The 22958-nt window shown below is 71.8% G+C and carries 19 protein-coding genes; 9 read left to right on the plus strand and 10 right to left on the minus strand.

Features of this window, described 5'->3' with window-relative positions; translation table 11 throughout:
* The first annotated feature begins 25 nt into the window (after nucleotides 1–25).
* Together ABZU91_RS11975 and ABZU91_RS11980 are read left to right on the plus strand one after the other, a co-directional pair.
* The gene (locus tag ABZU91_RS11975; protein ID WP_355237861.1) at nucleotides 26–823 is read left to right on the plus strand and encodes an exodeoxyribonuclease III; all 798 of its coding nucleotides are present in this window, start codon (nucleotides 26–28) and stop codon (nucleotides 821–823) included.
* A gap of 46 nt (nucleotides 824–869) precedes the next feature.
* Nucleotides 870–1187, plus strand: a complete 318-nt coding sequence (locus ABZU91_RS11980) for an antibiotic biosynthesis monooxygenase (RefSeq protein ID WP_355237864.1) — start codon at nucleotides 870–872, stop codon at nucleotides 1185–1187.
* 792 nt (nucleotides 1188–1979) lie between these two features.
* On the opposite strand, the gene ABZU91_RS11985 is transcribed toward ABZU91_RS11980, so the two are convergent.
* Both ABZU91_RS11985 and ABZU91_RS11990 read right to left on the minus strand, forming a co-directional pair.
* A complete protein-coding gene (locus ABZU91_RS11985; protein WP_355238288.1) occupies nucleotides 1980–2645 on the minus strand; it encodes a class F sortase in 666 nt (221 codons plus the stop codon).
* A 197-nt stretch (nucleotides 2646–2842) separates the two neighbouring features.
* Entirely contained in the window at nucleotides 2843–3448 is a 606-nt protein-coding gene (locus tag ABZU91_RS11990; protein ID WP_355238291.1) for a hypothetical protein, read from the minus strand.
* Nucleotides 3449–3626: 178 nt separating this feature from the next.
* Between ABZU91_RS11990 and trmB the strand changes: the two genes are divergently transcribed.
* Both trmB and ABZU91_RS12000 read left to right on the plus strand, forming a co-directional pair.
* Nucleotides 3627–4280 carry a tRNA (guanosine(46)-N7)-methyltransferase TrmB gene (gene trmB, locus ABZU91_RS11995; RefSeq protein WP_355238293.1) on the plus strand — a complete coding sequence of 218 codons (654 nt, stop codon included), beginning with the start codon at nucleotides 3627–3629 and terminating at the stop codon, nucleotides 4278–4280.
* Between the two features lie 75 nt (nucleotides 4281–4355).
* Entirely contained in the window at nucleotides 4356–6869 is a 2514-nt protein-coding gene (locus ABZU91_RS12000) for a DUF3516 domain-containing protein (protein ID WP_355237867.1), read from the plus strand.
* Here the strand turns inward: ABZU91_RS12000 and ABZU91_RS12005 are convergent.
* On the minus strand, nucleotides 6847–7929 hold the full coding sequence (locus ABZU91_RS12005) for an acyltransferase (RefSeq protein WP_355237870.1): 1083 nt from the start codon (nucleotides 7927–7929) through the stop codon (nucleotides 6847–6849). The genes ABZU91_RS12000 and ABZU91_RS12005 overlap by 23 nt on opposite strands.
* A gap of 223 nt (nucleotides 7930–8152) precedes the next feature.
* Here ABZU91_RS12005 and ABZU91_RS12010 point away from each other — a divergent pair, with 223 nt between their 5' ends.
* Nucleotides 8153–8797 (plus strand): hypothetical protein, encoded by a 645-nt coding sequence (locus ABZU91_RS12010; protein ID WP_355237873.1) that lies wholly within the window; start codon nucleotides 8153–8155, stop codon nucleotides 8795–8797.
* A gap of 194 nt (nucleotides 8798–8991) precedes the next feature.
* A complete protein-coding gene (locus tag ABZU91_RS12015; protein WP_355237877.1) occupies nucleotides 8992–9885 on the plus strand; it encodes a hypothetical protein in 894 nt (297 codons plus the stop codon).
* Nucleotides 9886–10104: 219 nt separating this feature from the next.
* Here the strand turns inward: ABZU91_RS12015 and ABZU91_RS12020 are convergent, their stop codons facing one another.
* Genes ABZU91_RS12020 through ABZU91_RS12040 form a run of 5 tightly spaced genes read right to left on the minus strand, consistent with a single transcriptional unit; the run spans nucleotide 10105 to nucleotide 16185 of the window.
* Complete coding sequence (locus ABZU91_RS12020; protein WP_355237880.1) at nucleotides 10105–11052, minus strand: iron-siderophore ABC transporter substrate-binding protein; 948 nt, start codon at nucleotides 11050–11052, stop codon at nucleotides 10105–10107.
* Nucleotides 11052–12026: an ABC transporter ATP-binding protein gene (locus ABZU91_RS12025; protein WP_355237883.1), complete on the minus strand. Its 975-nt coding sequence runs from the start codon at nucleotides 12024–12026 to the stop codon at nucleotides 11052–11054. The genes ABZU91_RS12020 and ABZU91_RS12025 overlap by 1 nt, the downstream gene beginning before the upstream one ends.
* Before the next feature lie 20 nt (nucleotides 12027–12046).
* The gene (locus tag ABZU91_RS12030) at nucleotides 12047–13138 is read right to left on the minus strand and encodes an iron ABC transporter permease (protein ID WP_355237886.1); all 1092 of its coding nucleotides are present in this window, start codon (nucleotides 13136–13138) and stop codon (nucleotides 12047–12049) included.
* Entirely contained in the window at nucleotides 13135–14181 is a 1047-nt protein-coding gene (locus ABZU91_RS12035) for an iron ABC transporter permease (protein WP_355237889.1), read from the minus strand. Before ABZU91_RS12035 ends, ABZU91_RS12030 begins: the two co-directional genes overlap by 4 nt.
* Before the next feature lie 60 nt (nucleotides 14182–14241).
* On the minus strand, nucleotides 14242–16185 hold the full coding sequence (locus ABZU91_RS12040; RefSeq protein ID WP_355237892.1) for a multicopper oxidase domain-containing protein: 1944 nt from the start codon (nucleotides 16183–16185) through the stop codon (nucleotides 14242–14244).
* Between the two features lie 122 nt (nucleotides 16186–16307).
* Between ABZU91_RS12040 and ABZU91_RS12045 the strand changes: the two genes are divergently transcribed.
* On the plus strand, nucleotides 16308–16667 hold the full coding sequence (locus ABZU91_RS12045; RefSeq protein WP_355237894.1) for a YciI family protein: 360 nt from the start codon (nucleotides 16308–16310) through the stop codon (nucleotides 16665–16667).
* Nucleotides 16668–16671: 4 nt separating this feature from the next.
* On the opposite strand, the gene ABZU91_RS12050 is transcribed toward ABZU91_RS12045, so the two are convergent.
* Complete coding sequence (locus ABZU91_RS12050; RefSeq protein WP_355237897.1) at nucleotides 16672–17040, minus strand: cytidine deaminase; 369 nt, start codon at nucleotides 17038–17040, stop codon at nucleotides 16672–16674.
* A gap of 118 nt (nucleotides 17041–17158) precedes the next feature.
* On the opposite strand from ABZU91_RS12050, the gene hrpA reads away from it, so the two are divergent.
* On the plus strand, nucleotides 17159–21205 hold the full coding sequence (gene hrpA / locus ABZU91_RS12055) for an ATP-dependent RNA helicase HrpA (RefSeq protein ID WP_355237900.1): 4047 nt from the start codon (nucleotides 17159–17161) through the stop codon (nucleotides 21203–21205).
* 52 nt (nucleotides 21206–21257) lie between these two features.
* On the opposite strand, the gene ABZU91_RS12060 is transcribed toward hrpA, so the two are convergent.
* Nucleotides 21258–22190 carry a LysR family transcriptional regulator gene (locus ABZU91_RS12060; protein ID WP_355237903.1) on the minus strand — a complete coding sequence of 311 codons (933 nt, stop codon included), beginning with the start codon at nucleotides 22188–22190 and terminating at the stop codon, nucleotides 21258–21260.
* 83 nt (nucleotides 22191–22273) lie between these two features.
* Here ABZU91_RS12060 and ABZU91_RS12065 point away from each other — a divergent pair, with 83 nt between their 5' ends.
* A complete protein-coding gene (locus tag ABZU91_RS12065) occupies nucleotides 22274–22957 on the plus strand; it encodes a succinate dehydrogenase cytochrome b subunit (RefSeq protein ID WP_255787444.1) in 684 nt (227 codons plus the stop codon).
* Nucleotide 22958: the final 1 nt, after the last annotated feature.

Below are 22958 nucleotides of genomic sequence, written 5' to 3' on the forward strand. Positions count from 1 at the left end.
GCGGCGGATGCGGCAGGGTGGAGGCATGCGCCTGGCGACCTGGAACGTGAACTCGGTGAAGGCACGGCTCCCCCGGCTGCTGGAGTGGCTGGCCGGCACCGCACCCGACGTCGTCTGCCTGCAGGAGACGAAGTGCCCGGACGGCGCCTTCCCGGTGGCCGAGGTGGGCGAGCTCGGCTACCGCGTCGCCAGCCACAGCGACGGCCGCTGGAACGGGGTCGCGATCCTGTCCCGGGTCGGCCTGGAGGACGTCCGCGTCGGCTTCGCGGGTGAGCCCGGCTTTCCCGAGCCGGAGGCCCGAGCCATCTCCGCCACCTGCGCCGGGGTGCGGGTCTGGTCGGTGTACGTCCCCAACGGGCGTACGCCCGACGACCCGCACTACGCGTACAAGCTGGCCTGGTTCGCGGCGCTGCGCGACGCGCTGGAAGCGGAGCTGGCAGGCGGCCTGCCGTTGGCCGTCTCCGGCGACTTCAACGTCGCACCGACCGACGCCGACGTCTGGGACCCGGCGGTGTTCACCCACTCCACGCACGTCACCCCGGCCGAGCGGGCCGCCCTGGCCGCGCTGCGCGACCTCGGGCTCGACGACGTGGTGCCCAGGCCGATGAAGGGGCCGCACCCGTTCACGTACTGGGACTACCGCGCCGGGATGTTCCACCAGAACAAGGGCATGAGAATCGACCTGGTGTACGCCTCCGCGCCGTTCGCCCGGGCGGTCCGCTCGGCGTACGTCGACCGGGAGGCCCGCAAGGGCAAGGGCCCCTCCGACCACGCGCCGATCGTGGTCGACGCGGACCTCGTTCCGGCGGTCGAGGCGTTCTGACCGCTCGCCGCCACCGGAGGCCGTCAGCGCTGGTTAGGGTGGGCAGATGGCAGTCGTGAAGATCAACGCAATCGAGGTTCCCCCGAACGCCGGCCCCGAGTTGGAGAAGCGGTTCGCGGCGCGGGCCGGCGCGGTGGAAGGCTCCCCCGGCTTCCTCGGCTTCGAACTGCTCCGCCCGGTCGCCGGCGAAACCCGCTACTTCGTCTACACGAGGTGGGAGAGCGAGGAGGCTTACCAGGCCTGGGCCTCGGGTTCGTCGCGCCAGGCCCACGCCACCGCCGAGGGCGACACGCCCCGCCCGCCGGTCTCCAGCGGCGCGACCCTCCTGGAGTTCGAGGTGGCCCTGCACGTCCCCCAGCCCTGACCACCGACCGGCACTCCCGGGCTCCACGGAACCCCGTCCCGCCGGTGACGTGCGCTGATAGCGTCCGGTCATGTTCGACGGGTTCGAGGAATTCGACATCGCCACGTCCGGCACGACGATCCATGGCCGGCGTGGCGGCGACGGACCTCCCCTCCTGCTGCTGCACGGCATCCCCGAGACGCACCTCATGTGGCACAGGGTCGCGCCCCGGCTCGCCGAAGCACTTCACCGTCGTCGCCACCGACCTGCGCTCTACACGCGTCCCGCCTCTGCACGCCTCCCGCGCTCTGCCTGGCCTGCGTTCTGCACCCGGCCGGCGCTTTGCGCGTGTCCTGCCTCTGCATGCGTCCTTTGCTCTGCTTCAACCAAGGCGACACCGGAAGGCCACGAGCGTTTCCTCCGCTGAAGCAGAGCAAAGGACGTATCACCCCACCCACGCCTGAGGTGCTGGTCGACTACATGCTGGAGAACTGGCCGGAGGGCAAGGACGCCTTCCCGCCGAGGTACGGGCGGCTTACGTGCGGCAGTTCGGTGATCAGGCCAGGGCGCACGCGATCTGCGAGGAGTTCCGGGCGGCGGCGACGCTGGACTACGACCAGGACCAGGCCGACCGAGAGAGCCGAAAGATCGCCTGCCCGCTGCTGTTCCTCTGGAGCCAACACGGCCAGGTCGCCACGCTCTACGACGACCCGCTGCTTGATCGACTCGGGTTCGGCGAAATGGGGGTGTCAGCGCTACCGGGACACCACACCATCGCCGATCTCGTGTTGATCAAGGCAAGGCCGGCGCGGGTCAGGGCTTGCGGGACGACTGGAGGGTGGCGAAGGCGATCACGTTGTCGGCGTAGCCGGTGCGACCGCCGATGAACTGGCCACCGCAGGTGATCAGCCGCAGCCCTGCCGGTCCGTCGTGGCCGTAGATGCGCTCGGCGGGTAGCTGGTCCTTCGGGAAACGCTCGACGGTGTCGACCTTGAACACCACCGTCGACCGGTCCGCCCGGGCCACCTCGATCAGGTCACCGGGCTTCAGCTTGCCCAGGTCGTAGAAGACCGACGGACCGCTCTTGGTGTCCACGTGCCCGACGATGACCGCCGGACCGGGCTCGCCGGGCGTCGGCCCCCGGTCGTACCAGCCGGTCTCGTTGTGCTTCTCCAGCGGCGGTACGGCGATCGTCCCGTCCCGCGCCTGCCCGACGGGCGCGACCGGCGCGGCCACCTTGATCGCCGGAACGGTGAGTCGTACCGGGCGGCTGGCCGACAGCCCGACCGTCTCGCTGCGGGGCGGACGGTCGTCGCCGGCCGGAGTCAGGTCGAGCGGACCGACCGAACGGCCCAGTCCCGCGCCGGTGGCGAAGACGCCCACCAGCACCAGCACCACGGCCAGCGGCACCGACCAGGGGCTGCGCCCTGGTGCACGGCTGCGCCGGGGAGCGACGGCGGTCGGCGGACGGGCGGCCACCGCCGGACGGTCACCGGAGACACGCGACGAGCGGGACACCGCCGACCCTGCGGAGGGCCCCGCGCCAGCGGGCGGGCGCGAATCGTCGGGCAGGCGGGCATCGCCGGGCAGCCACGCGCCGCCGGACGGACGCGAGCCGGCGGACGGACGCGAGCCGTCCGGCGGCGGTGTGGGGCGGAAGATCTCCATGGCGGGGCTCAGCGGCGCCCGAGGCCACGGACGGCACGGGGCCGACGCAGGGCCACCACCGCGATGACCAGCCCGGCGACGGTGAGCGCCGCGCCGCTGGGCAGCAGCAGCCTGCCGGTAACTCCCCCGGCACTGCCACCGAAGCCGGTTGCCGGGCCTCGACTGGGGTGGGGGGAAGGCACCGTCTTCACCACCTGCAACATGGTCGACGCCGTCTCACCGTCGCGGCACTCCAGCTTGACCCGGTAGTTCCCGGGACGGGTGCGCTCGCGCACCATCGGCGCGGCGGTGAGCACCCCGCCCTGCGGTTGCACGCCGACCGCGCCGAACGCGTCCGAGACGACGGTGGCGCCGACCGAGTTGTCCCGACAGCTGGCCCGGATGCCGACCAGATAGCCGGGCTGCACCGTGCTCGGGCTCACCTCGACGAAGACGTCCACCACGGGAGTGGGTTGGGGAGCGCCACCCGGTACGCCTCCGGGCTGCGGCGCGGGCGCGGCAGCGGGGGCCGACAGCGCCGCAGGAGCGGCGTGTGCGGGAGCGGTGGCCAGCAGGGGAAAGGCGAGCACTGTCGCCACCGACAGGAGCACGCCGCCGCGGGTCACTGCCACGATGCCCCCTCTCGACGCCGTCGGACCGCGCCGGGTAGCGGACCGCCCGGCCTGCCGTACCAACTGGATCCTCTCATTCCCGGTCGCACATCACATCCGATCCGCGGACGACGTCGCGTACGCTCGGGTCGCTGTGACCACCACCGACCCTGATCCCGCCACCGTCGCGCCTACGGCCCGGATGATCCGCACCTTCCACCCCCGCCGGGGGCGGATGAGCAGCCGACAGACCGAGGCGCTGGACCGGCTGTGGTCCTCGTACGGCCTGGACGTGTCGGGCGAGCCCGTCGACCTGGCCGCCCTCTTCGGCCGCCGAGCCCCGGTGGTGCTGGAGATCGGCTCGGGCATGGGTGACACCACCGCCACGATGGCCGCCGCCGACCCGGACCGAGATTATCTGGCGGTCGAGGTGCACACGCCGGGAATCGCCAACCTGCTCGACCTGACGGACCGCGCTGACCTGGGGAATGTACGGGTGGCGCGGGGTGACGCGTTGGAGCTGGTCAGCGGCCTGCCAGAGGGTGCGCTGGCCGCCGTACACGTGTTCTTTCCGGATCCGTGGCCGAAGGCCCGGCACCACAAGCGGCGGATCATCCAGCCGGCCCACGTGGCGCTGCTGCGGTCCCGGCTGGCCCCCGGCGGCGTGCTGCACTGCGCGACCGACTGGGCCGAGTACGCCGAGGCGATGCGGGAGACCCTGGACGCGGACCCGGAGCTGGTCGACGCGTACGGCGGCTACGCGCCCCGGCCGGCGCACCGCCCGGTGACGAAGTTCGAGCGGCGGGCGATCACGGACGGCCGGCCGGTCGCCGATCTGATCTACCTCCGGCGCTGACTGATCGTCCGGCTGCGCGCTGGAAACAGCGCCGGTTGGCGCCGGAGGGCATGATCCAGGCACCATGGACAGGCTATGACGCTCACCGCCGCGCTGCCGACAAGCGCCGACCCCGACACCCTCTTCGACGCGTTCGCCGGCTGGGCGAAGGAGCGTGGTCTCGACCTCTACCCCCATCAGGAGGAGGCGGTCATCGAGATCGTCTCCGGCGCGAACCTGATCATGAACACGCCCACCGGCTCGGGTAAGAGCCTGGTGGCGGTCGCCGCGCACTTCGCGGCCCTGGCCGACAACCGGACGACGTTCTACACCGCGCCGATCAAGGCGCTGGTGTCGGAGAAGTTCTTCGCGCTCTGCGAGGTCTTCGGCGCCGAGAACGTCGGCATGCTGACCGGCGACGCCAGCGTCAACGCCGACGCCCCGATCATCTGCTGCACCGCGGAGATCCTGGCCAACCTGGCGCTGCGCGAGGGTGAGCGGGCCGACGTCGGCCAGGTGATCATGGACGAGTTCCACTTCTACGCCGAGCCGGACCGGGGTTGGGCGTGGCAGGTGCCGATCATCGAGCTGCCGCAGGCCCAGTTCATCCTGATGTCCGCCACCCTGGGCGACACCACCCGGTTCGTGGACGACCTGACCCGGCGTACCGGACGGCCGACCGCCGTCGTGCGCTCGGCCGAGCGGCCGGTCCCGCTCATCTTCTCGTACGCGATGACGCCGCTGCACGAGACGCTCGAAGAGCTGCTGGAGACCAAGCAGGCCCCGGTGTACGTCGTCCACTTCACGCAGGCCGCCGCGCTGGAACGCGCCCAGGCACTGATGAGCGTCAACGTCTGCACGCGCGCCGAGAAGGACATGATCGCGCAGGCGATCGGCGGTTTCCGGTTCACCTCCGGCTTCGGCAAGACGCTCTCCCGGCTGGTCCGGCACGGCATCGGCGTGCACCACGCCGGCATGCTGCCCAAGTACCGCCGTCTCGTCGAGACCCTCGCCCAGGCCGGCCTACTCAAGGTCATCTGTGGCACCGACACCCTCGGCGTCGGCATCAACGTGCCGATCCGCACGGTGCTCTTCACCGGCCTGAGCAAGTACGACGGGGTCCGCACCCGCCTGCTCAAGAACCGCGAGTTCCACCAGATCGCCGGGCGGGCCGGCCGGGCCGGCTACGACACCATCGGCCGGGTCGTGGTGCAGGCCCCCGAGCACGTCATCGACAACGAGAAGGCGCTCGCCAAGGCCGGCGACGACCCGAAGAAGCGGCGCAAGGTGGTCCGCAAGAAGCCGCCGGAGGGCTCGATCGGCTGGGGGCAGCCCACCTTCGACCGGCTGGTCGACGCCGAGCCGGAGCCGCTGACGTCCAGCTTCCAGGTCAGCCACTCGATGCTGCTCAACGTGATCGGCCGCCCCGGGGACGCGTTCACCGCGATGCGGCACCTGCTCACCGACAACCACGAGGAGCCCACCGCCAAGCGCCGGCACATCCGCCGCGCCATCGCCATCTACCGGGCGCTGCGCGCCGGCGGGGTGGTCGAGGAGCTGCCCGAGCCGGACGAGACGGGCCGACGGATTCGCCTCACCGTCGACCTCCAGCTCGACTTCGCCCTCAACCAGCCGCTCTCCCCCCTCGCCCTGGCCACCATCGAGCTGCTCGACGCCGAGTCCCCGTCGTACGCCCTGGACGTGCTCAGCGTGATCGAGTCGATCCTCGACGACCCCCGGCAGATCCTGTCCGCGCAGCAGTTCAAGGCGCGCGGCGAGGCGGTCGCCGCCATGAAGGCCGAGGGCATCGAGTACGAGGCGCGCATCGAACTGCTCGACGAGGTGACCCACCCGAAGCCCCTGGCGGAGCTGCTGGAGGCCGCGTACGAGATGTACCGGCAGGGCCACCCGTGGGTCGCCGACCACCAGCTCTCCCCCAAGGCCGTCGTCCGCGACATGTACGAGCGGGCCATGACGTTCACCGAGTACGTGCAGTTCTACGGGCTGACCCGCTCGGAGGGCCTGGTCCTGCGCTACCTGGCCGACGCGTACAAGACGTTGCGCCAGACCGTGCCCGAGGACGCCAAGACCGAGGAGCTGATCGACCTCATCGAGTGGCTGGGCGAGCTGGTCCGCCAGGTCGACTCCAGCCTCATCGACGAGTGGGAGCGGCTGCGCAACCCGTCGGACGTGGCCGAGGTGGCCCAGGCGCACGCGGCACTGACCGATCGGCCGCCGGCTGTGACCCGCAACGCGCGGGCGTTCCGGGTGCTGGTGCGCAACGCGCTGTTCCGACGCGTCGAGCTGGCCGCGCTACGCCGCTGGGACCTGCTCGCCGAGTTGGACGCCGAGGACGGCTGGGACTACGACGCGTGGGCCGACGCCCTGGCGCCGTACTTCGAGGCGTACGACTCGATCGGGGTCGGCCCGGACGCCCGCGGCCCGGCGCTGCTCATGATCGAGCAGGGTCGGGAGCGGTGGACCGTACGGCAGATCTTCGACGACCCGGACGGCGACCACGACTGGGGCATCAGCGCCGAGATCGACCTCGTCGCCTCGGACGAGGTCGGCGCGGCGGTCGTGCGGATCACCGACGTCGGCCAGCTCTGAGGTGTCGATCGGCGCGGTGCCGACCGGCGGCGCCCGACCGAGGGCCCACCAGTGTCGGGGTACGTCGGGCGGCCACGTCCTCGATCCAGCCGAGCAGCAGCGCCGCCCCGACGGTCAGTAGGCACACCCCGGCCAGCCGCAGTGTGATCGAGGCGACCGAGGTGTACGGGAGCACCGGCGCGAGCAGCAGGAACATCCCGAGGCTGGCGGGGATGTGCCACAGGTAGATGGTGACCGCCCGCGCGTTGACGAATCGCAGCACGGCGTCCAGCGGCACCCGGCCGACGAGCCTGGGCCGCACTCTCAGGAGCACGGCGACGAGGGCCATCGACCACAGTGTGGTGCCACCCGCGATGTGGTTGAGGTCGACCGCCACGCCGGCCACCATGGCGGTCACGACCCACGTCCCGCCAGCCACGGCCAGACCCCCGACGAGGCAGCCGTACCAGCGCAACGGCACGCGGTGCAGCAGCCGATCGTGGTGGGCGAAGCCCAGCAGCCAACACGACAGGTAGGCGGCGACGAAGTATCCGGTGTGCACCTCCGCGAGGTGCATCCCGATCGGCAGGGCCGTGGCGGCCCCGATGCTGGGCCACGGCCAGCGACGCAACACCCGCAGAAGGACCGGCGACATCAGCACCAGCCACAGGTAGGTGACGACGTACCACAGTCCGATGTGGAAGGCCCAGGCCCAGGACGGCCCGCCCACGGGAGGCACCCGCAGGGGCAGGACCCACCAGAGCAGCTCTGCCCAGCCGGCCACGCCCCTCGGACGCCAGCCGAAGGAGAGCACCGCCAGGGTGATCACTCCGAACGCCCACAGCGGCAGCAGCAGCCGGCGCAGCCGCCGGCGCACGGCCGACGGACCGTGCCGGTCCAGCGACGCCGCCATCAGCGAGCCGGCGATGCCGAACATCAGACCCATCGCCGGCACCAACAGGCTCAGCCAGACCCAACCGGTCACGTGGAAGAGCACGACGCGGCCCAGGGCGAGCGTCCGCAGCAGGTCCAGGTAGCGGTCCCGGTGGACGGCGGGGTCGGCGGACGGGACGGTTCGCACCGCCCCGCCCCTGCCAGGGCTGACGACCCTGGACGTCACACCAATGACCACAAGGCACAATAACGCCACAAATGCCGCAAAGTTGCTGCATCTCGAAGCCGGGTGAGCGATTGGCAGGGCGCGCTTCACCCCGGAACTTCGCTGGGCAATGTCAGACCCGTCGATTAGAATGTATGTACTAATAAAGATCCTGACCTGCAGGATTACGACTGGGAGGACGCCCGTGACCGCGCCCACCTCCACGCCCCTGACGCCCTACACCACCCTGCTCGGCTTCACCCGCTACGTCGACCGCACCGGCCCCACCAAGGCGACCTTCGTGGGTGGTCTGCGCAAGCAGCGCGCCAGCCGCTCCGGCTTCAACCCGCACGGCCAGTTCGTCAAGGCGCTCAAGGCCGACATCGCCTTCCACACCGGCGGCACGCATCTGTCCGGGGTGGTCGACGTCGTCAAGCCACGCTGGCGCCCGCTCTACCAGGCGCTGGTGCCCGGCGCGACGGCCTGGCTGCACTCCCTCGGCGACCCGGCCACCCTCGATCTGGCCCAGACCCGCGACGCCCTGGCCATGCTGGGCGACCTGCCCGTCAAGATCAACCCCCATTTCGGCGTACGTCACGCCGACGGTCGCGCCGACGCGGTCCGACTGCACTTCGACGAGGCGCCACCGAGCGAGGAGTCGATGCTCGCCACCCTGCACCTGATGGCCCGCCACATGGACGCGGTCCTCCCGCACGCCGAGCCGGTCCTGGTCGACGTCCGGCGCGGTCAGGCCCACCGCATGCCCACCGACGCCAAGCCCGAACAGATCGAACGCTGGCTGGCCGGCGAAGCCGCCGCCTTCCGCGCCATCTGGTCCACCGCCGCCTAACCGCAAACCCCGACCGGCCCCCGCCCACGCCCACCCGCCCAACCAAGATCCGCGCAACATCAGGGATACTGCTGCCTCCCACGACTGGGAGGCAGCAAGACCACTGACGTTGCGCGGATCTTGGCGAATCTAACCCCGGTGGGAGTTATCCACAGGGGCTGCCGGCGGCCGCCTCTGGCCGTCAGGGTGTCGTCATGCCTGCTTCTCCACGACGTCCGGCGAGACTGCAGGGGCGAGTCTTCCGCGGTTCCCTCGCCGTCGCCGACGGTCTGCTCACCCCTGCGGAACTACGCAGCTCGGCATGGCGCCCACTCTTCCGAGACGTCTATGCCGATGCCCAACTCGAGATCACCCATCGCACTCGTTGCGCCGCCGCAGCCCAGCTCGTGCTACCGCCTGGTGTGGTGATCGCCGGGCGCAGCGCGGCAGCGCTCTACGGCGCGACGACGATCGACCGCAGCGAACCCGTCGACGTGCTCGTGCCCACCGGCCAACGGTTCGGACCGGTGTCGGGGCTCGTCGTCCACGTCGGCGCGATCGACGACGCCGACGTCACCCGACACCAGGACATCCCGGTGACCACCCCGACGCGCATCTGCTGGGATCTGGCCCAGTGGTTGCCGACCGAGGAGGCAGTCGCCATCGTGGATCGGCTCGCTCACCAGCACCTGGTGGCGCTCGCGCCGCTGCGGGCGAACGCCCGAGCGCGGATCGGCCACCGAGGGTGGAGACGCATGGTGCGGGTGGCCGATCTTGCTGACGCGGGCTCGGAGTCGACACCGGAGTCCCGACTTCGCGTGCGGATCGTGCTCGCCGGGGTGCCGACGCCGGTCACCCAGTTCGTGGTCGAGCGCGAGGGGAGATTCCTGGCCCGTCTCGACCTGGCATGGCCGCATCTCAAGGTCGCCGTCGAATACGACGGACTGTGGCATGACGATCCCGAGCAGTTCCACCGCGACCGCCGTCGCCTCAATCGACTTGTCGGTGAGGACTGGATCGTGCTGCACATAACGGCGAAAAGATTCCGGGAGGACTTCGACGGCTTCCTCGACGAACTCCGTCAAGCCCTCCGCTCCCGCTCCCGCTGACCCCCGTCCCCACCCCCCACCCCCCACCCCCCGGCCCCCGGCCCCCGGCCCCCGGCCCCCGGCCCCCGGCCCCCGGCCCCAAGATCCGAGCAACTTCAGGGTTACTGCTGCCTCATCGGCTTGCGAGGCAGCAGTTTCCCCGAAGTTGCTCGGATCTTGGGGCTCGTGCGCGGGGGCGCGGCGCTCGGGGGCGCGGCGCGCGGGGGCGCGGCGGGGTGGTCAGGTGGCGGGGAGGTACCTGGTCAGGTCGTCGAGGATCTTGTTGGCGGCGCCGACGCCGATGCCGGTCATCCAGACCTCGTCGGAGACCGGGTACGCCTTGCCGGCCTTGACCGCGCCGAGGCCCTTCCAGAGGGTTCCGCCGGCCACCTTGGTCTGCTCTGCGGCGGCCTTGTCGCCGTACGCGGTCACGAAGATGACGTCGCCGTCGACCTCGTTGATCCGCTCGGGGCTGACCAGGTCGAAGCGCTTGTCCTCCTTGTTGGCCAGCATCTGCCGCTCGGGACGACCGAGACCGGTGTCGCCGATGACGATGCCGGAGAAGGAGTCCGGCCCGTACACCCGGATGTTGCCCGGGATGAAGCGCACGATCGACACCTTGCGGGCGGCGGGGTCGCCGAGGGTGGCGCCGAAGTCCTTGGCCCGCTTCTCGTACGCGCCGAGCAGGTCCTTGGCCTGCTGCTCGCGGCCGAGCGCCTTGCCGTCGAGGAGGAAGTTGTCCTTCCAGGTGATGCCCACCTTGTCGGTGAACACCGTCGGCGCGATGGCGGCCAGCTCGTCGTAGAACTTCTCCTGGCGGAACTTGCTGCCGAGGATCAGGTCCGGCTTGAGCGCGTTGATCGCCTCCAGGTCGGGCTCGGTGAGCACCCCGACCTCCTTGATGCCGGCGAGCTTGTCCGCGCCGAAGTACGTCGGCCAGCTCTTGGCCTCGCCGGCGGTGGCCGCGCCGACGGGCGTGATGCCCAGCGAAAGCGCCGTGTCGATCTTGTCGGTGTCGAGTACGACGACGCGCTTGGGCTCGGCCGGGACCTTGGTGGTGCCCATGGCGTGGGTGATCTCCCGGGTCTCCCCGGTGGCGGAGCCGGCGACCGGGTCGCTCTCACCGCAGGCGGTGAGGCCGGCCCCGAGGGCGACGGCCGCGGCGAGAGCGGCGACGAGACGACGCATCAGTGTCCTTTCGAGGGGTACGTGCCGGCGAGCGGGGTGGCCGCGTCGCCGTCGGCGGATCGGGCGTCCGGTACGGACGCCGTCGACGAATCGGGGTCGCCAGGGCCAGCGGCAAGCGCGGCGGACCCGGCAGCAGCAGCGGCCGGCGCAGAGCCAGCGGCAGGCGCAGCGGGACCGGCAGCGGCGGGAAGGGCCGGGCCGCCGGTGTGGGCTGGAATCACCAGCGGGGCGCCGGTCACCGGGCAGGGAACCACGACGCAGGCCAGCCCGAAGACGTCGCGGACCAGCTCGGCGGTGAGGATCTCCCGGGGTGGGCCGGCGGCCACCACCGCGCCGGCGCGCATCGCGACCAGGTGGTCGGCGTAGCGGGCGGCCTGGTTCAGGTCGTGCAGCACGGCGACCACGGTCCGGCCCCGCTCGACGCGGAGCCGGTGCAGCAGGTCCAGCACCTCCACCTGGTGGGCCAGGTCGAGGAAGGTGGTCGGCTCGTCCAGCAGCAGCGCCTCGGTGTCCTGGGCGAGGGTCATGGCGATCCACACCCGTTGCCGCTGGCCGCCGGAGAGGCTGTCCACCGGCCGGTCGGCCAGGTCGGCCACGTCGGCCAGGGCCATCGCCTCGTCGACCGCCGCAGCGTCGGACGACGACCACTGCCGCCACCACCGCTGGTACGGCTGCCGGCCACGTCCGACCAGGTCGGCCACGGTGACGCCCTCGGGCACCAGCGGACTCTGCGGCAGGACGCCGAGCCGACGGGCCACGTCGCGGGTGGGCAGGTCACGGATGGCGGTGCCGTCCAGCAGGACGGTGCCGCGTCGCGGGGTGAGCAGCCGGGCCATCGTGCGCAGCAGGGTGGACTTACCGCAGGCGTTGGGGCCGACGATCACGGTGAACGCGTCGGTGGGCAGGTCCAGGGTGAGCCCGTCGAGCACGGTCCGCTCGTCGTAGCCGACGACCAGGTCGCGGGTGGAGAGCATCACACGACTCCTTTGAGGCGTCACGACGACCGCCGCCGTCCACGAAGCAGCAGGAAGATCAGGTACGGGCCACCGATTGCGGCGGTGAGCACGCCCGCCGGCAGTTGGGTGGGCGCGAACAGTCGGCGACCGGCCAGGTCGGCGAGGACCAGCAGCAGTGCCCCGAGCAGCGCGGCGCAGACCAGCGGGGGCCGTTCGGCGCGGACCAGTCGACGGGCCACCTGGGGCGCGACGAGCGCGACGAAGTCGACGGCGCCGACCTGGGCGGTGACCATCGCGGCGACGAGCACGCCGGTGCCGGCCAGGCCGATCCGGCGGGCCACCGGGCGCAGGCCGACGCCTCGTGCGGTGTCGTCGTCGAGGGCGGTGCTGTTCAGGGCGGCCCAGCCGGCCCAGGTCAGCACCGGCAGCAGCACCAGCAGGGTGCCGGCGATCCAGGCGGCCTCGGTCCAGCCCTTGCCGGCCAGGGTGCCGATCAGCCAGATCTGTGCCCGCAGACCGTCGATCGGGTCGGCCGTGAGCATCACGACCTCGGTCAACGCCCGGAACGCGAAGGCGACCGCCACGCCGGCGAGAACGAACCGCTGCGCGGCCAGCCCGTGCCGGGCGCCGAGGGCGAAGAGCAGCACCGCCGCCAGCAGACCGCCGACCAACGCGCTCGGCGCCACCAGCACCGCCGCCGCACCGCTGGTCAACGCCACGGTCGCGGCGAGCCCGGCGCCCTGGGTGATACCGATGACGTCCGGGCTGGCCAGAGGGTTGCGCGCGACGCTCTGGATCAGCGTGCCGGCCACGCCGAAGGCCGCGCCGGCCGCCGCCGCCAGCACGACCCGGGGCAAACGAAGATCGAAGACCACCAGGTCGTACGGGGTGTTGGCGCCGGAGAGCGCCCGCAGCACGTCGGCCGGGGCGACGTACGGGGTACCCAGCGAGAGGCTGAGCACGACGGCCAGCAGGAGCAGCACTGTCAGCACGGCGGCCACCAGCGTCGCGCGGCGGCGGATCAGCAGGCTGACCGGGCCGATCCGCACCAGCGACCGCCCCGACACCCGGGCCTGACCGGTGGCCGGTGCTGCGGCGGGCGCGGCAGCCGGCAGGCTGGCCCGGGTCACGCGGTCACCACCCGGGCGCGGCGGACCAGCACGGCCAGCAGCGGCGCGCCGATCAGGGCGGTGACGATGCCGGCCGGTATCTCGCCGGGTGGGGCGACGAGTCGGCCGACGACATCGGCGCCGAGCAGCAGCGCGGGCCCGAGCAGGGCCGAGACGGCGAGAGTCCAGCGGTGGTCGGCGCCGACCAGGGCACGGGCGAGGTGCGGCACGGCCAGTCCGACGAAGGCGACCGGGCCGGCCGCGGCCACCGCCGCGCCGGTGAGCAGCACGGCGGCCAGCCCACCGCCGAGGCGGACCAGGCCGATGCGGTGGCCCAGGCCACGGGCCACGTCGTCGCCGAGGGCCAGCGCGTCCAGGCCCCGGGCCACCAGTGCGGCGAGCAGCAGCCCGACGAGGACGAACGGCAGCACCTGGGCGGTGACACCGAGGTCCCTCCCGGCCAGCCCGCCCACCACCCAGAACCGGTACTCCTCGAAGGTGCGGGCGTCGATGCTGAGCAGCGCGTACACCATGGAGGCCAGGCTGGCGTCGAGCGCCGCGCCGACCAGCGCGAGGGTGACCGGGCTCGCGCCCTCTCGGGCCCGGCTGGCGATGGCGAAGACCAGCAGGCCGGCGGCGAGCGCGCCGGCGATGCCGAACCAGACGTACCCGGCGAGCGTGCCGATGCCGAAGACGGAGATGGCGAGCACCACGCCGAACGACGCGCCGGCGCTGATGCCGAGGATGCGGGGCTCGGCGAGGGGATTGCGGGTGAGCGCCTGGAACAGCACGCCGGCCACGGCGAGCGCGAGCCCGACCGCGAGGCCGAGCGCGGTACGCGGCATGCGCAGTTCCCGGACGATGGTGCTCGCATCGCTGCCGTCCGGCGCGACGAGGGCGTGCCAGACCGCGCCGACTCCGAGTTGCCGGCTGCCCAGCGCGAAGCTGGCCAGTACGGCGAGCAGCAACACCAGCGCGGCTCCGACGGTGACGACGACCCGCCGGCCGGTGCGGGCACCGGAGGAGTTGCGGGCCGACGTCGGCCGGGCGACGAGGGTGGTCACGAGTCTCCTGCACGTTCGAGCTTAGGTTCGCCTAACCTTAGCCGACCTGCGGAAAGTGACCTAACCGGCGTCGGTCGATGCTGTCGCCGCGGCCTGCGGCAGGCCCGCCGAGCCGCCGTCCCCGGCCGCCGCGCCGCCGCGTGGGAGCACGTTCAGCGGGCGCATCATCTCGTTGTCCTCGTGCTCCAACAGATGGCAGTGCCAGGAGTAGTGGCCCGGCAGGTCGAAGTGGGCCTTGATGCGGGTCACCTCCCACGGGTACGCGAGCACCGTGTCCATCCACCCGCGCTCCCCCGGCCGCGGCTCCGACCGGCCCGACCGCCCTCGACCCAGCAGCTCGAACTGGACCTGGTGCAGGTGGACGGGGTGGACGTTGCGGGTGAAGTTGCGCACCTCCCACACCTCGGTCGCGCCGAGGAGGGGCTGTTCGGTCGCCGGATCGGTCCAGCGCATCGGCAGACCCCGGCCGCGCTCGTCGAGGGTGCCGAGCAGCATCACCATCGACCGGCCGGACATGCGCTCGTTCAGCGACAACCGCCGGACCCGTTCCGCCGGGCCGAGGCGCGGGTGCGCCGGCAGTTGCAGGTGCTCCGGCGGCACACTCGGGTCCGCGGCGGTCGCCTCGGTGACGACGAACCGCATCACCTGCCCGGTGCTCCGCGGGTCGGACGGCGCGAAGTCCACCCCGGGCCGGCCGCCGTCGTACGCCCATTCGGGTCCCTCGTTGACGAGGTACAGCTCGGTGCCGACGGGCACGCCGGTGAAGTCGACGATCACGTCGGCCCGCTGGGCGGGGCCGAGGGTGAGACCTTGGTGCGGCACCGGTTCGGGCAGGAAACCGCCGTCGCTGCCGATCTGCCAGATGGGTAGCACCGGGCGGGCCGGCCGCGCGGTGGCGTGAGCGGCGACGCTGAGCATCAGGAAGCGGCTGTTGCAGCCGTTGAGCAACCGGAACCGGTAGCGCCGGCGCTGCACCGTCAGGTTGGGCCAGGTGCGACCGTTGACCACGATGGTGGAGCCGGAGAACGCCGACGTCCACGCCGACCCGTCGTGGTGATTTCCCGGGTAGACCAGCTCGCCGTCGGGGCTGAAACTGCGGTCCTGGATCAGCAATGGGATGTCGTGGTAGCTGGTGTCCGGCGGGTCGTCGTGACCGGGCGCCGGGCCGGGCAGCACCCCGTCGGGCAGGTCGTCGCCGCCGAGCAGGTAGAACCCGGCCGGTCCGGCGTAGATGTTCTCGCGGGTGAGACCCAGCGCGTGGTCGTGGTACCAGAGGGTGCAGGGCCGCTGGTCGTTGTCGTACTCGAAGGTGGCCGAGCCCGCCTCCCAGCGCAGGCCGGACCGCTCGGCGAAGCGGGACCGGAAATCGTTGTACGCGCTGCCCGTCACGGCGAAGTCGGTCGGCAGGTCGCGGGCCACCGGCAGGTACCACGCCTCGGCGTGCCCGTCGCTCTCCTGCGTGCTGTGCCCGCCGTGCAGGTGGACCACCTGGGGCACCGGCCCCCGGTAGCCCCGGCGGCTGCCGTCGGGGTGGCCGTGCCCGTCGCGGTTCGCCCTTCCACCGGCCGGGTTGGCCCAGTGCAGGGTCGGGTCGACGGGCAGCAGATGCGGCAGGTAGTCGCCCCGGTGGTCAACGAGCTCGTTGACCCAGGTCACCCGGACGGGACGGTTCACCTGCGCGACGATGCTGGGCGCCGGATAGCCGAAGCTGTCGGGGTGGGCGGTGGAGCCGTAACCCCACACCGTCGTCCGCGGCCAGGACGACGGCAGGATCTGCTGGCGGAACTGGCGTACACCGACGACGTACGTGTCCCGCTCCGGGTCGGACGTCACGCGCGGCATGGCCGGTGGGATTCGCAGCGGGGTGACGTACTTGGGGATGTCGGCGCCCCGAAGCTGGGTCGACGCGGCGAGCGCGCGGCCCGCGGCCGTCGAGCCTGCCGGAACCAGAATCGCGGCGCCACCGGCGGCACCGGCAACGAGCACCTGTCGTCTGCTGACCATGCCGCACCTCCCACTCGCATCCGTTCCTCAATAAAGAGAATGAGATTCGCGGACGAGGGCAAGTGGCGTGGACGACGAATAACACCCGTAAGAGGTACAGAATGCGCCATAGGGTGTGAGACATGCGATTCGACCAGCACACGGTCGTCCTCCTGGTCCGACCGTCGGACCCACCGGACCTGCCCGGCGAGGCGATCGACCGGTTACGCGACGCCCATCTGGCGCACCAGGCGGGTCTCGTGGAACAGGGACTCGTGCTCGCGGCCGGGCCCCTCCTGGATTCCGACGACGACCGGATGCGGGGCTTCGTCGTGTTCTCCATCGCCCCGGACGAGGTACGCGGGCTCTACGCCGATGATCCGGCCGTTCGCGCCGGCCTGCTCACCGCGCGGGTGGCGAGTTGGATGGTGCCCGAGGGCAACCTGCGGTTCGAGAGCGTGCCGATCCCCGTGTCGATGGTCGAGGCGGCGGCCGGCGACTGACCCGTCAGCCGGGCAGGTCCTCGATCGGCAGTACCCGCAGGTCGTCCGACTCGCCCACGATGACCCGCAGCGCCGGGAAGTAGGCCGTCAACACCGGCCGGCACCTGTCGCACGGCCCGACGACCGCCCGGCCCCGGTCGGCGACCGAGACGATCGTCTCCAGCTCGGTCACGCCCTGTGTGGCGGCGGCGCCGACCACGATCAGCTCCGCGCAGGTGTCGCCGCTGTCGTGCTGGACGTTCACGCCGGAGAACACCCGCCCGTCGGCGGTCCGCGCGGCCGACGCGCCGGTGTGGCGCTGGCTGCGGCACCGCAGCTTGGCGACCGCCGTGGCGGCCTGCACCAGCGCCCGATCGGTGTCCCGCAGCTCCATCCCGGCCCCCCGCGCTCGACGTCGGCCGCAACTGTAGACCGCCGTCGACGCACCGGAGCGCCCACGCGCGGTAACCCAGGGGCGGCGCGCCGCCGGGCTGCCTATCCTTGGGCACGACATGCAGAATCAAGCCTCCTCCGCCGCGACCGATCCCGTCCGCGACCTGCACCGCCGCCTCAGTCCCCTGATGTTCCGTGACCAGCGCCGGCTCCAGCGGCGGTTGGACGGCGCCCGCAAGCTGCGTGACCCGCAGCGCCGGGAGGCGGCCCTGACCGAGATCACCGCCGAGCTGACCCGGGCCGAGCAGCGGCTGGCCACCCGGCGAGCGGCGGTGCCGGTGATCACGTACCCGGCGGGGTTGCCGGTCAGTGAGCGCAAGGACGACATCGCCGCCGCCATCCGCGATCACCAGGTGGTGATCGTGGCCGGCGAGACCGGCTCCGGCAAGACGACCCAGCTGCCGAAGATCTGCCTGGAGCTGGGGCGCGGCATCAACGGCCTGATCGGGCACACCCAGCCCCGGCGGCTGGCCGCCCGCACGGTGGCCGACCGCATCGCCGACGAGCTGGGCACCGAGCTGGGTGACGTGGTCGGCTACAAGGTGCGCTTCGCCGACCAGGTGAGCGAGCGCAGCCTGGTCAAGCTGATGACCGACGGCATCCTGCTGGCCGAGTTGCAGACCGACCGGATGCTGCGCCAGTACGACACGCTGATCATCGACGAGGCGCACGAGCGCAGCCTCAACATCGACTTCATGCTCGGGTACCTGCGGGAGCTGCTGCCCCGCCGGCCCGACCTCAAGGTGATCATCACCTCGGCGACCATCGAGACCGACCGCTTCGCCAAGCACTTCGCCGACGCCGAGGGCAGTCCGGCGCCGGTGGTCGAGGTGTCCGGGCGGACGTACCCGGTCGAGGTCCGCTACCGGCCGCTGGTCGAGGTCGCCGAGAGCGAGGAGGACGGCGACGCCGACGAGGAGAACGTCCGCGACCAGATCCAGGCGATCGGCGACGCCGTCGAGGAGCTGGCCGCCGAGGGGCCGGGCGACGTCCTGGTCTTCCTCAGCGGGGAACGGGAGATCCGGGACACCGCCGACGCCCTCGGCAAGCTGGTGCAGAAGAAACGGTCGCTGCTCGGCACCGAGATCCTGCCGCTGTACGCGCGGCTCTCCAGCGCCGAGCAGCACCGGGTCTTCGCCGCGCACAGCTCGCGTCGGGTGGTGCTCGCCACCAACGTCGCGGAGACCTCGCTGACCGTCCCCGGCATCAAGTACGTGGTCGATCCGGGTACCGCCCGCATCTCCCGCTACTCCAGCCGGCTCAAGGTGCAGCGGCTGCCCATCGAGCCGGTCTCGCAGGCGTCGGCCAACCAGCGCAAGGGCCGCTGCGGTCGTACGTCGGACGGCATCTGCATCCGCCTCTACGACGAGCAGGACTTCCTGTCCCGCCCCGAGTTCACCGACCCGGAGATCCTGCGCACCAACCTGGCGTCGGTCATCCTCCAGATGACCGCGATCGGGCTGGGCGACCTTGCGGCGTTCCCGTTCATCGACCCGCCGGACAAGCGCAACATCACCGACGGCGTCAACCTGCTGCACGAGTTGGGCGCGCTGGACCCGACCGAGGCCGACCCGGCGAAGCGCCTCACCGCGCTGGGCCGTCGCCTGGCCCAGCTTCCGGTCGACCCGCGGTTGGCCCGGATGGTGGTCGAGGGCGAGCGCAACGGCTGCGCCACCGAGATCCTGGTGATCGCCGCCGCGCTCTCCATCCAGGACCCGCGCGAGCGCCCGGCGGAGAAGCAGGCCCAGGCCGACCAGGCGCACGCCCGGTTCGCCGACAAGGAGTCCGACTTCGTCGCGTACCTCAACCTGTGGCGCTATCTGCGTGAGCAGCAGCGGGAGTTGTCGTCGAGCGCGTTCCGCCGAATGTGCAAGGCGGAGTACCTGAACTACCTGCGGATCCGCGAGTGGCAGGACATCGTCGGTCAACTGCGCCAGGTGCTGCGTACCCCGGCCGAGGGCGACCGACGCGGTGGGCGGCCGGCGCGCGACGCCTCGGCCGACGCGGACGCCGGCCGGGGCCGCCGGGGTGGCGCGGACCTGCCGGAGGAGATCGACACCCCGAAGGTGCACCAGTCGCTGCTGCCCGGCCTGCTCTCGCACATCGGCCTCAAGGACGCCCAGAAGCACGAGTACCTGGGGGCGCGGGGAGCGAAGTTCGCGCTGTTCCCCGGGTCGGCGCTGTTCAAGAAGCCGCCGCGCTGGGTGATGGCCGCCGAGTTGGTGGAGACCTCCCGGCTGTGGGGGCGCATCGCCGGGCGGGTCGAGCCGGAGTGGGTCGAACCGCTGGCGCAGCACCTGGTCAAGCGCAGCTACAGCGAGCCGCACTGGGAGAAGAAGCAGGCCGCGGTGATGGCCTACGAGAAGGTCACCCTGTACGGCATGCCGCTGGTCGCGTCGCGGAAGGTCAACTTCGGGCGGATCGACCCGACGCTGAGCCGGGAGCTGTTCATCCGGCACGCCCTCGTCGAGGGCGACTGGCAGACCCACCACGGGTTCTGGGCCGACAACAAGCGGCTGCTGGGCGAGATCGAGGAGCTGGAGAGCCGGGCCCGCCGCCGGGACATCCTGGTCGACGACGAAACGATCTTCGGCTTCTACGACCAGCGGATCCCCGCCGACGTGGTGTCCGGCCGCCACTTCGACACCTGGTGGAAGAAGACCCGCCACGAGCGGCCCGACCTGCTCACCTTCACCCGCGACGTGCTGGTGAACGACGGCCGGGCCGGGGTGGACGAGAGCGACTACCCCGACGAGTGGCAGACCCAGGGGGTGACCCTCCCGCTGACGTACCGGTTCGAGCCGGGCACGGCGACCGACGGCGTCACCGTCGACATCCCGCTGCCGCTGCTCAACCAGGTCCCGCCGGACAGCTTCGACTGGCAGGTGCCGGGGCTGCGCGAGGAGACGGTGATCGCGCTGATCCGCTCGCTGCCCAAGGCGATCCGCCGCAACTTCGTGCCGGTGCCGGACTACGCCCGCGCCGCCCTCGCGGCGATCACCCCCGGCGAGACGTCGCTGCTGGACGCGCTCACCCGTGAGCTGCGGCGGATGACCGGTGTCACCGTGCCCCGCGACGCCTGGGAGCCGGACAAGCTGCCCGCCCACCTGCGGGTGACCTTCCGCATCCTGGGCGACGACGACAAGCCGGTCGCCGAGGGCAAGGACCTGCCGGCCCTGCAACGTCAACTGCGCCAGGAGGTACGCCAGGTCGTGGCCGCCGCCGCTCCGGAGGTCGCCCGGACGGGCCTTCGTGAGTGGAGCGTCGGCGATCTTCCTCGCACCATCGAGCAGGTGCGCGCCGGCTACGCGGTGACCGCGTACCCGGCACTTGTCGACGAGGGCGCCACCGTCGGGGTGAAGGTGTTCGACTCCCCCGCCGAGGCGGAGGCGGCGCACTGGGCCGGCACCCGCCGACTGCTGCGGCTCACCGTGCCGTCCCCGGCCCGGTTCCTTCAGGGTCGGTTGAGCAACGAGGCGAAGCTCGCGTTGAGTCGCAACCCGCACGGCGGCGTGCAGGAGCTGATCGAGGACGCAGCCGGCGCAGCCATCGACCGGCTGATCGACGCCGCCGGCGGGCCGGCGTGGAACGCCGACGGCTTCGCCGCGCTGCGCGAGAGGGTCCGCGCGGATCTGGTCGACACCGTCGTCGAGGTGATGGACCGCGCCCGCAAGGTCCTCGCCGCCGCGTACGCCGTGGAGCAGCGGCTCGGCGCGACACGCAACCTGACGGTGGTGGCGGCGCTGGCCGACATCCGCAAGCAGCTCGCCGGCCTGGTGCACGCCGGCTTCATCACCGAGACCGGGTACGCCCGCCTGCCCGACCTGCTCCGCTACCTCACCGCCATCGAACGTCGACTGGACCGCCTCGGCGGCAACCCCCAGCGGGACCGTCAACAGCAGGACCGGATCGCGGTGGTGCGGAAGGAGTACGACGACCTGCTCGCCGCCCTGCCGCCCGGCCGTCGGCAGGAGGCAGCCGTCCGACAGATCCGCTGGATGATCGAGGAGTTGCGGGTGAACGTCTTCGCCCAGGCGCTGGGCACCCCGTACCCCGTGTCGGAGCAGCGGATCTACCGGGCGATGGACGACGTCGAGGGCCGCTGAGCACGCCGGCCGGGCCGCTGCCGGCCTCTTCGCGGCGGCGGCCCCGGCCGGATCAGGTCAGTGGCTCGACGCCGGGCGGCAGCTCGCCTCGGTCGATCGCGGACTGGACGTAGTCGAGCAGGATGCGCCGGAGTTCCCGGCCGGCGTGGGTGGGGACGACGTCGCGGCGGCGGGCCACCGCGATGGTCCGCCGCACCCCGGGGGGCGCCAGCGGAGTGATGCGGACCCCGGGCCGGCGGGCCAGCACGATGCCCGGCACCAGGGCGATGCCGAGCCCCGCCTCGACGAAGCTGAGGACGGCGTCCATCTCGCCGCCGTCCACCGCGAAGCTCGGTTCGAAGCCCGCCGCCCGGCACGCCTGGATGGTGGCGTCGCGCAGGTCGTAGCCCTCCCGGAACATCACCATCGGCTGGTCCCGCAGGTCGGTGATGCGCAACTCCCCGGTGTCCGACGCGGTCGGCACCTCGTCCACCGAGGCCACCACCAGGCTCTCGCGCAGGACCGGATCGACACGCAGGCCCGGGTCGGCGCCCTGCGACGGCATGATGATCAGGGCCAGGTCGAGGTCACCGCGCAGCAGATCGCGGACGAGATCCTGAGATCCACTCTCCTCGACGCGCAGGTCGACGGTGGGGTGCGCGTCGCGGAACCGACGCAGCACCGGCGGGGCGAGCGAGGTGGCCAGGCTCGGGGTGGCCCCGAGTCGTACCCGCCCTCGGCGCAGGCCGACCAACTCCTGCACCTCGCGGGTCGCGGTCTCCACGTCGGCGAGGATCCGGGTCGCCAACGGCAGGAGCACCTCCCCGGCCGCGGTGAGGGCGATGTTGCCCCTTAGCCGTTCGAAGAGCGGGGCACCGAGGTCGGTCTCCAAGGCGTGAATTTGCTTACTCAACGAGGGCTGGGTTATGCCGACGATGTCGGCGGCTTGGGTGAAATGTCGTACTTCGGCCACCGCGACGAAGTACCGGAGCTGATGGAGCTGCATCTACATAGCCTACGGCTATCAACGCTGCGAGTTTGATGCATTGGACGACTGATCGAAGTGCTCCTAGCGTCGGTCCCGTGGTAATGACGAAAACTCGGTCGCCCATTCGCTCGAACGTCGGCCTCAAGGCCGTCATGGCGGTGACGGGCATCCTGCTGGTGCTGTTCCTGATCGCGCACATGCTCGGGAACCTGAAGGTGTTCACGGGGGAGACCTCGTTCGACCACTACGCGCACTGGCTGCGTGACATCGGCAAGCCGCTGCTGCCCGGCGTCTGGTTCCTGTGGATCCTGCGCACCGTCCTCGTGGTGGCCGTCGTCGCCCACATCTGGGCCGCCACCGTGCTGGCGCTGCGGGCCCGCGCCGCCCGTCCGGTGAAGTACGCCCACCGCAAGAAGGTCCGGGGCAGCTACGCGGCCCGCACCATGCGCTGGGGTGGCGTGATCATCCTGCTGTTCGTGATCTACCACCTCCTGGACCTGACCACCGGCACGCTGAACCCGGTCGGCACCGAGGGCAAGCCCTACGGCAACGTCGTCGCCGACTTCGCGCCGGAGCGCTGGTACGTCACGCTCTTCTACACCCTGGCGATCGTCACGCTCGGCTTCCACCTGCGGCACGGCGCGTTCAGCGCGTTCCGCAGCCTCGGCCAGCAGACGCCCCGGGGCGAGCGCCGGGCGCGCAACGCCGCGCTCGTCTTCGCCGTGGTGCTCTGCGCCGGATACCTGGTGGTCCCGTTCGCCGTACTCACCGGATTGGTGTCCTGAC

Origin of the sequence: Micromonospora sp. NPDC005174, from assembly GCF_040608495.1 — a bacterium.
Taxonomy (GTDB): Bacteria; Actinomycetota; Actinomycetes; order Mycobacteriales; family Micromonosporaceae; genus Micromonospora.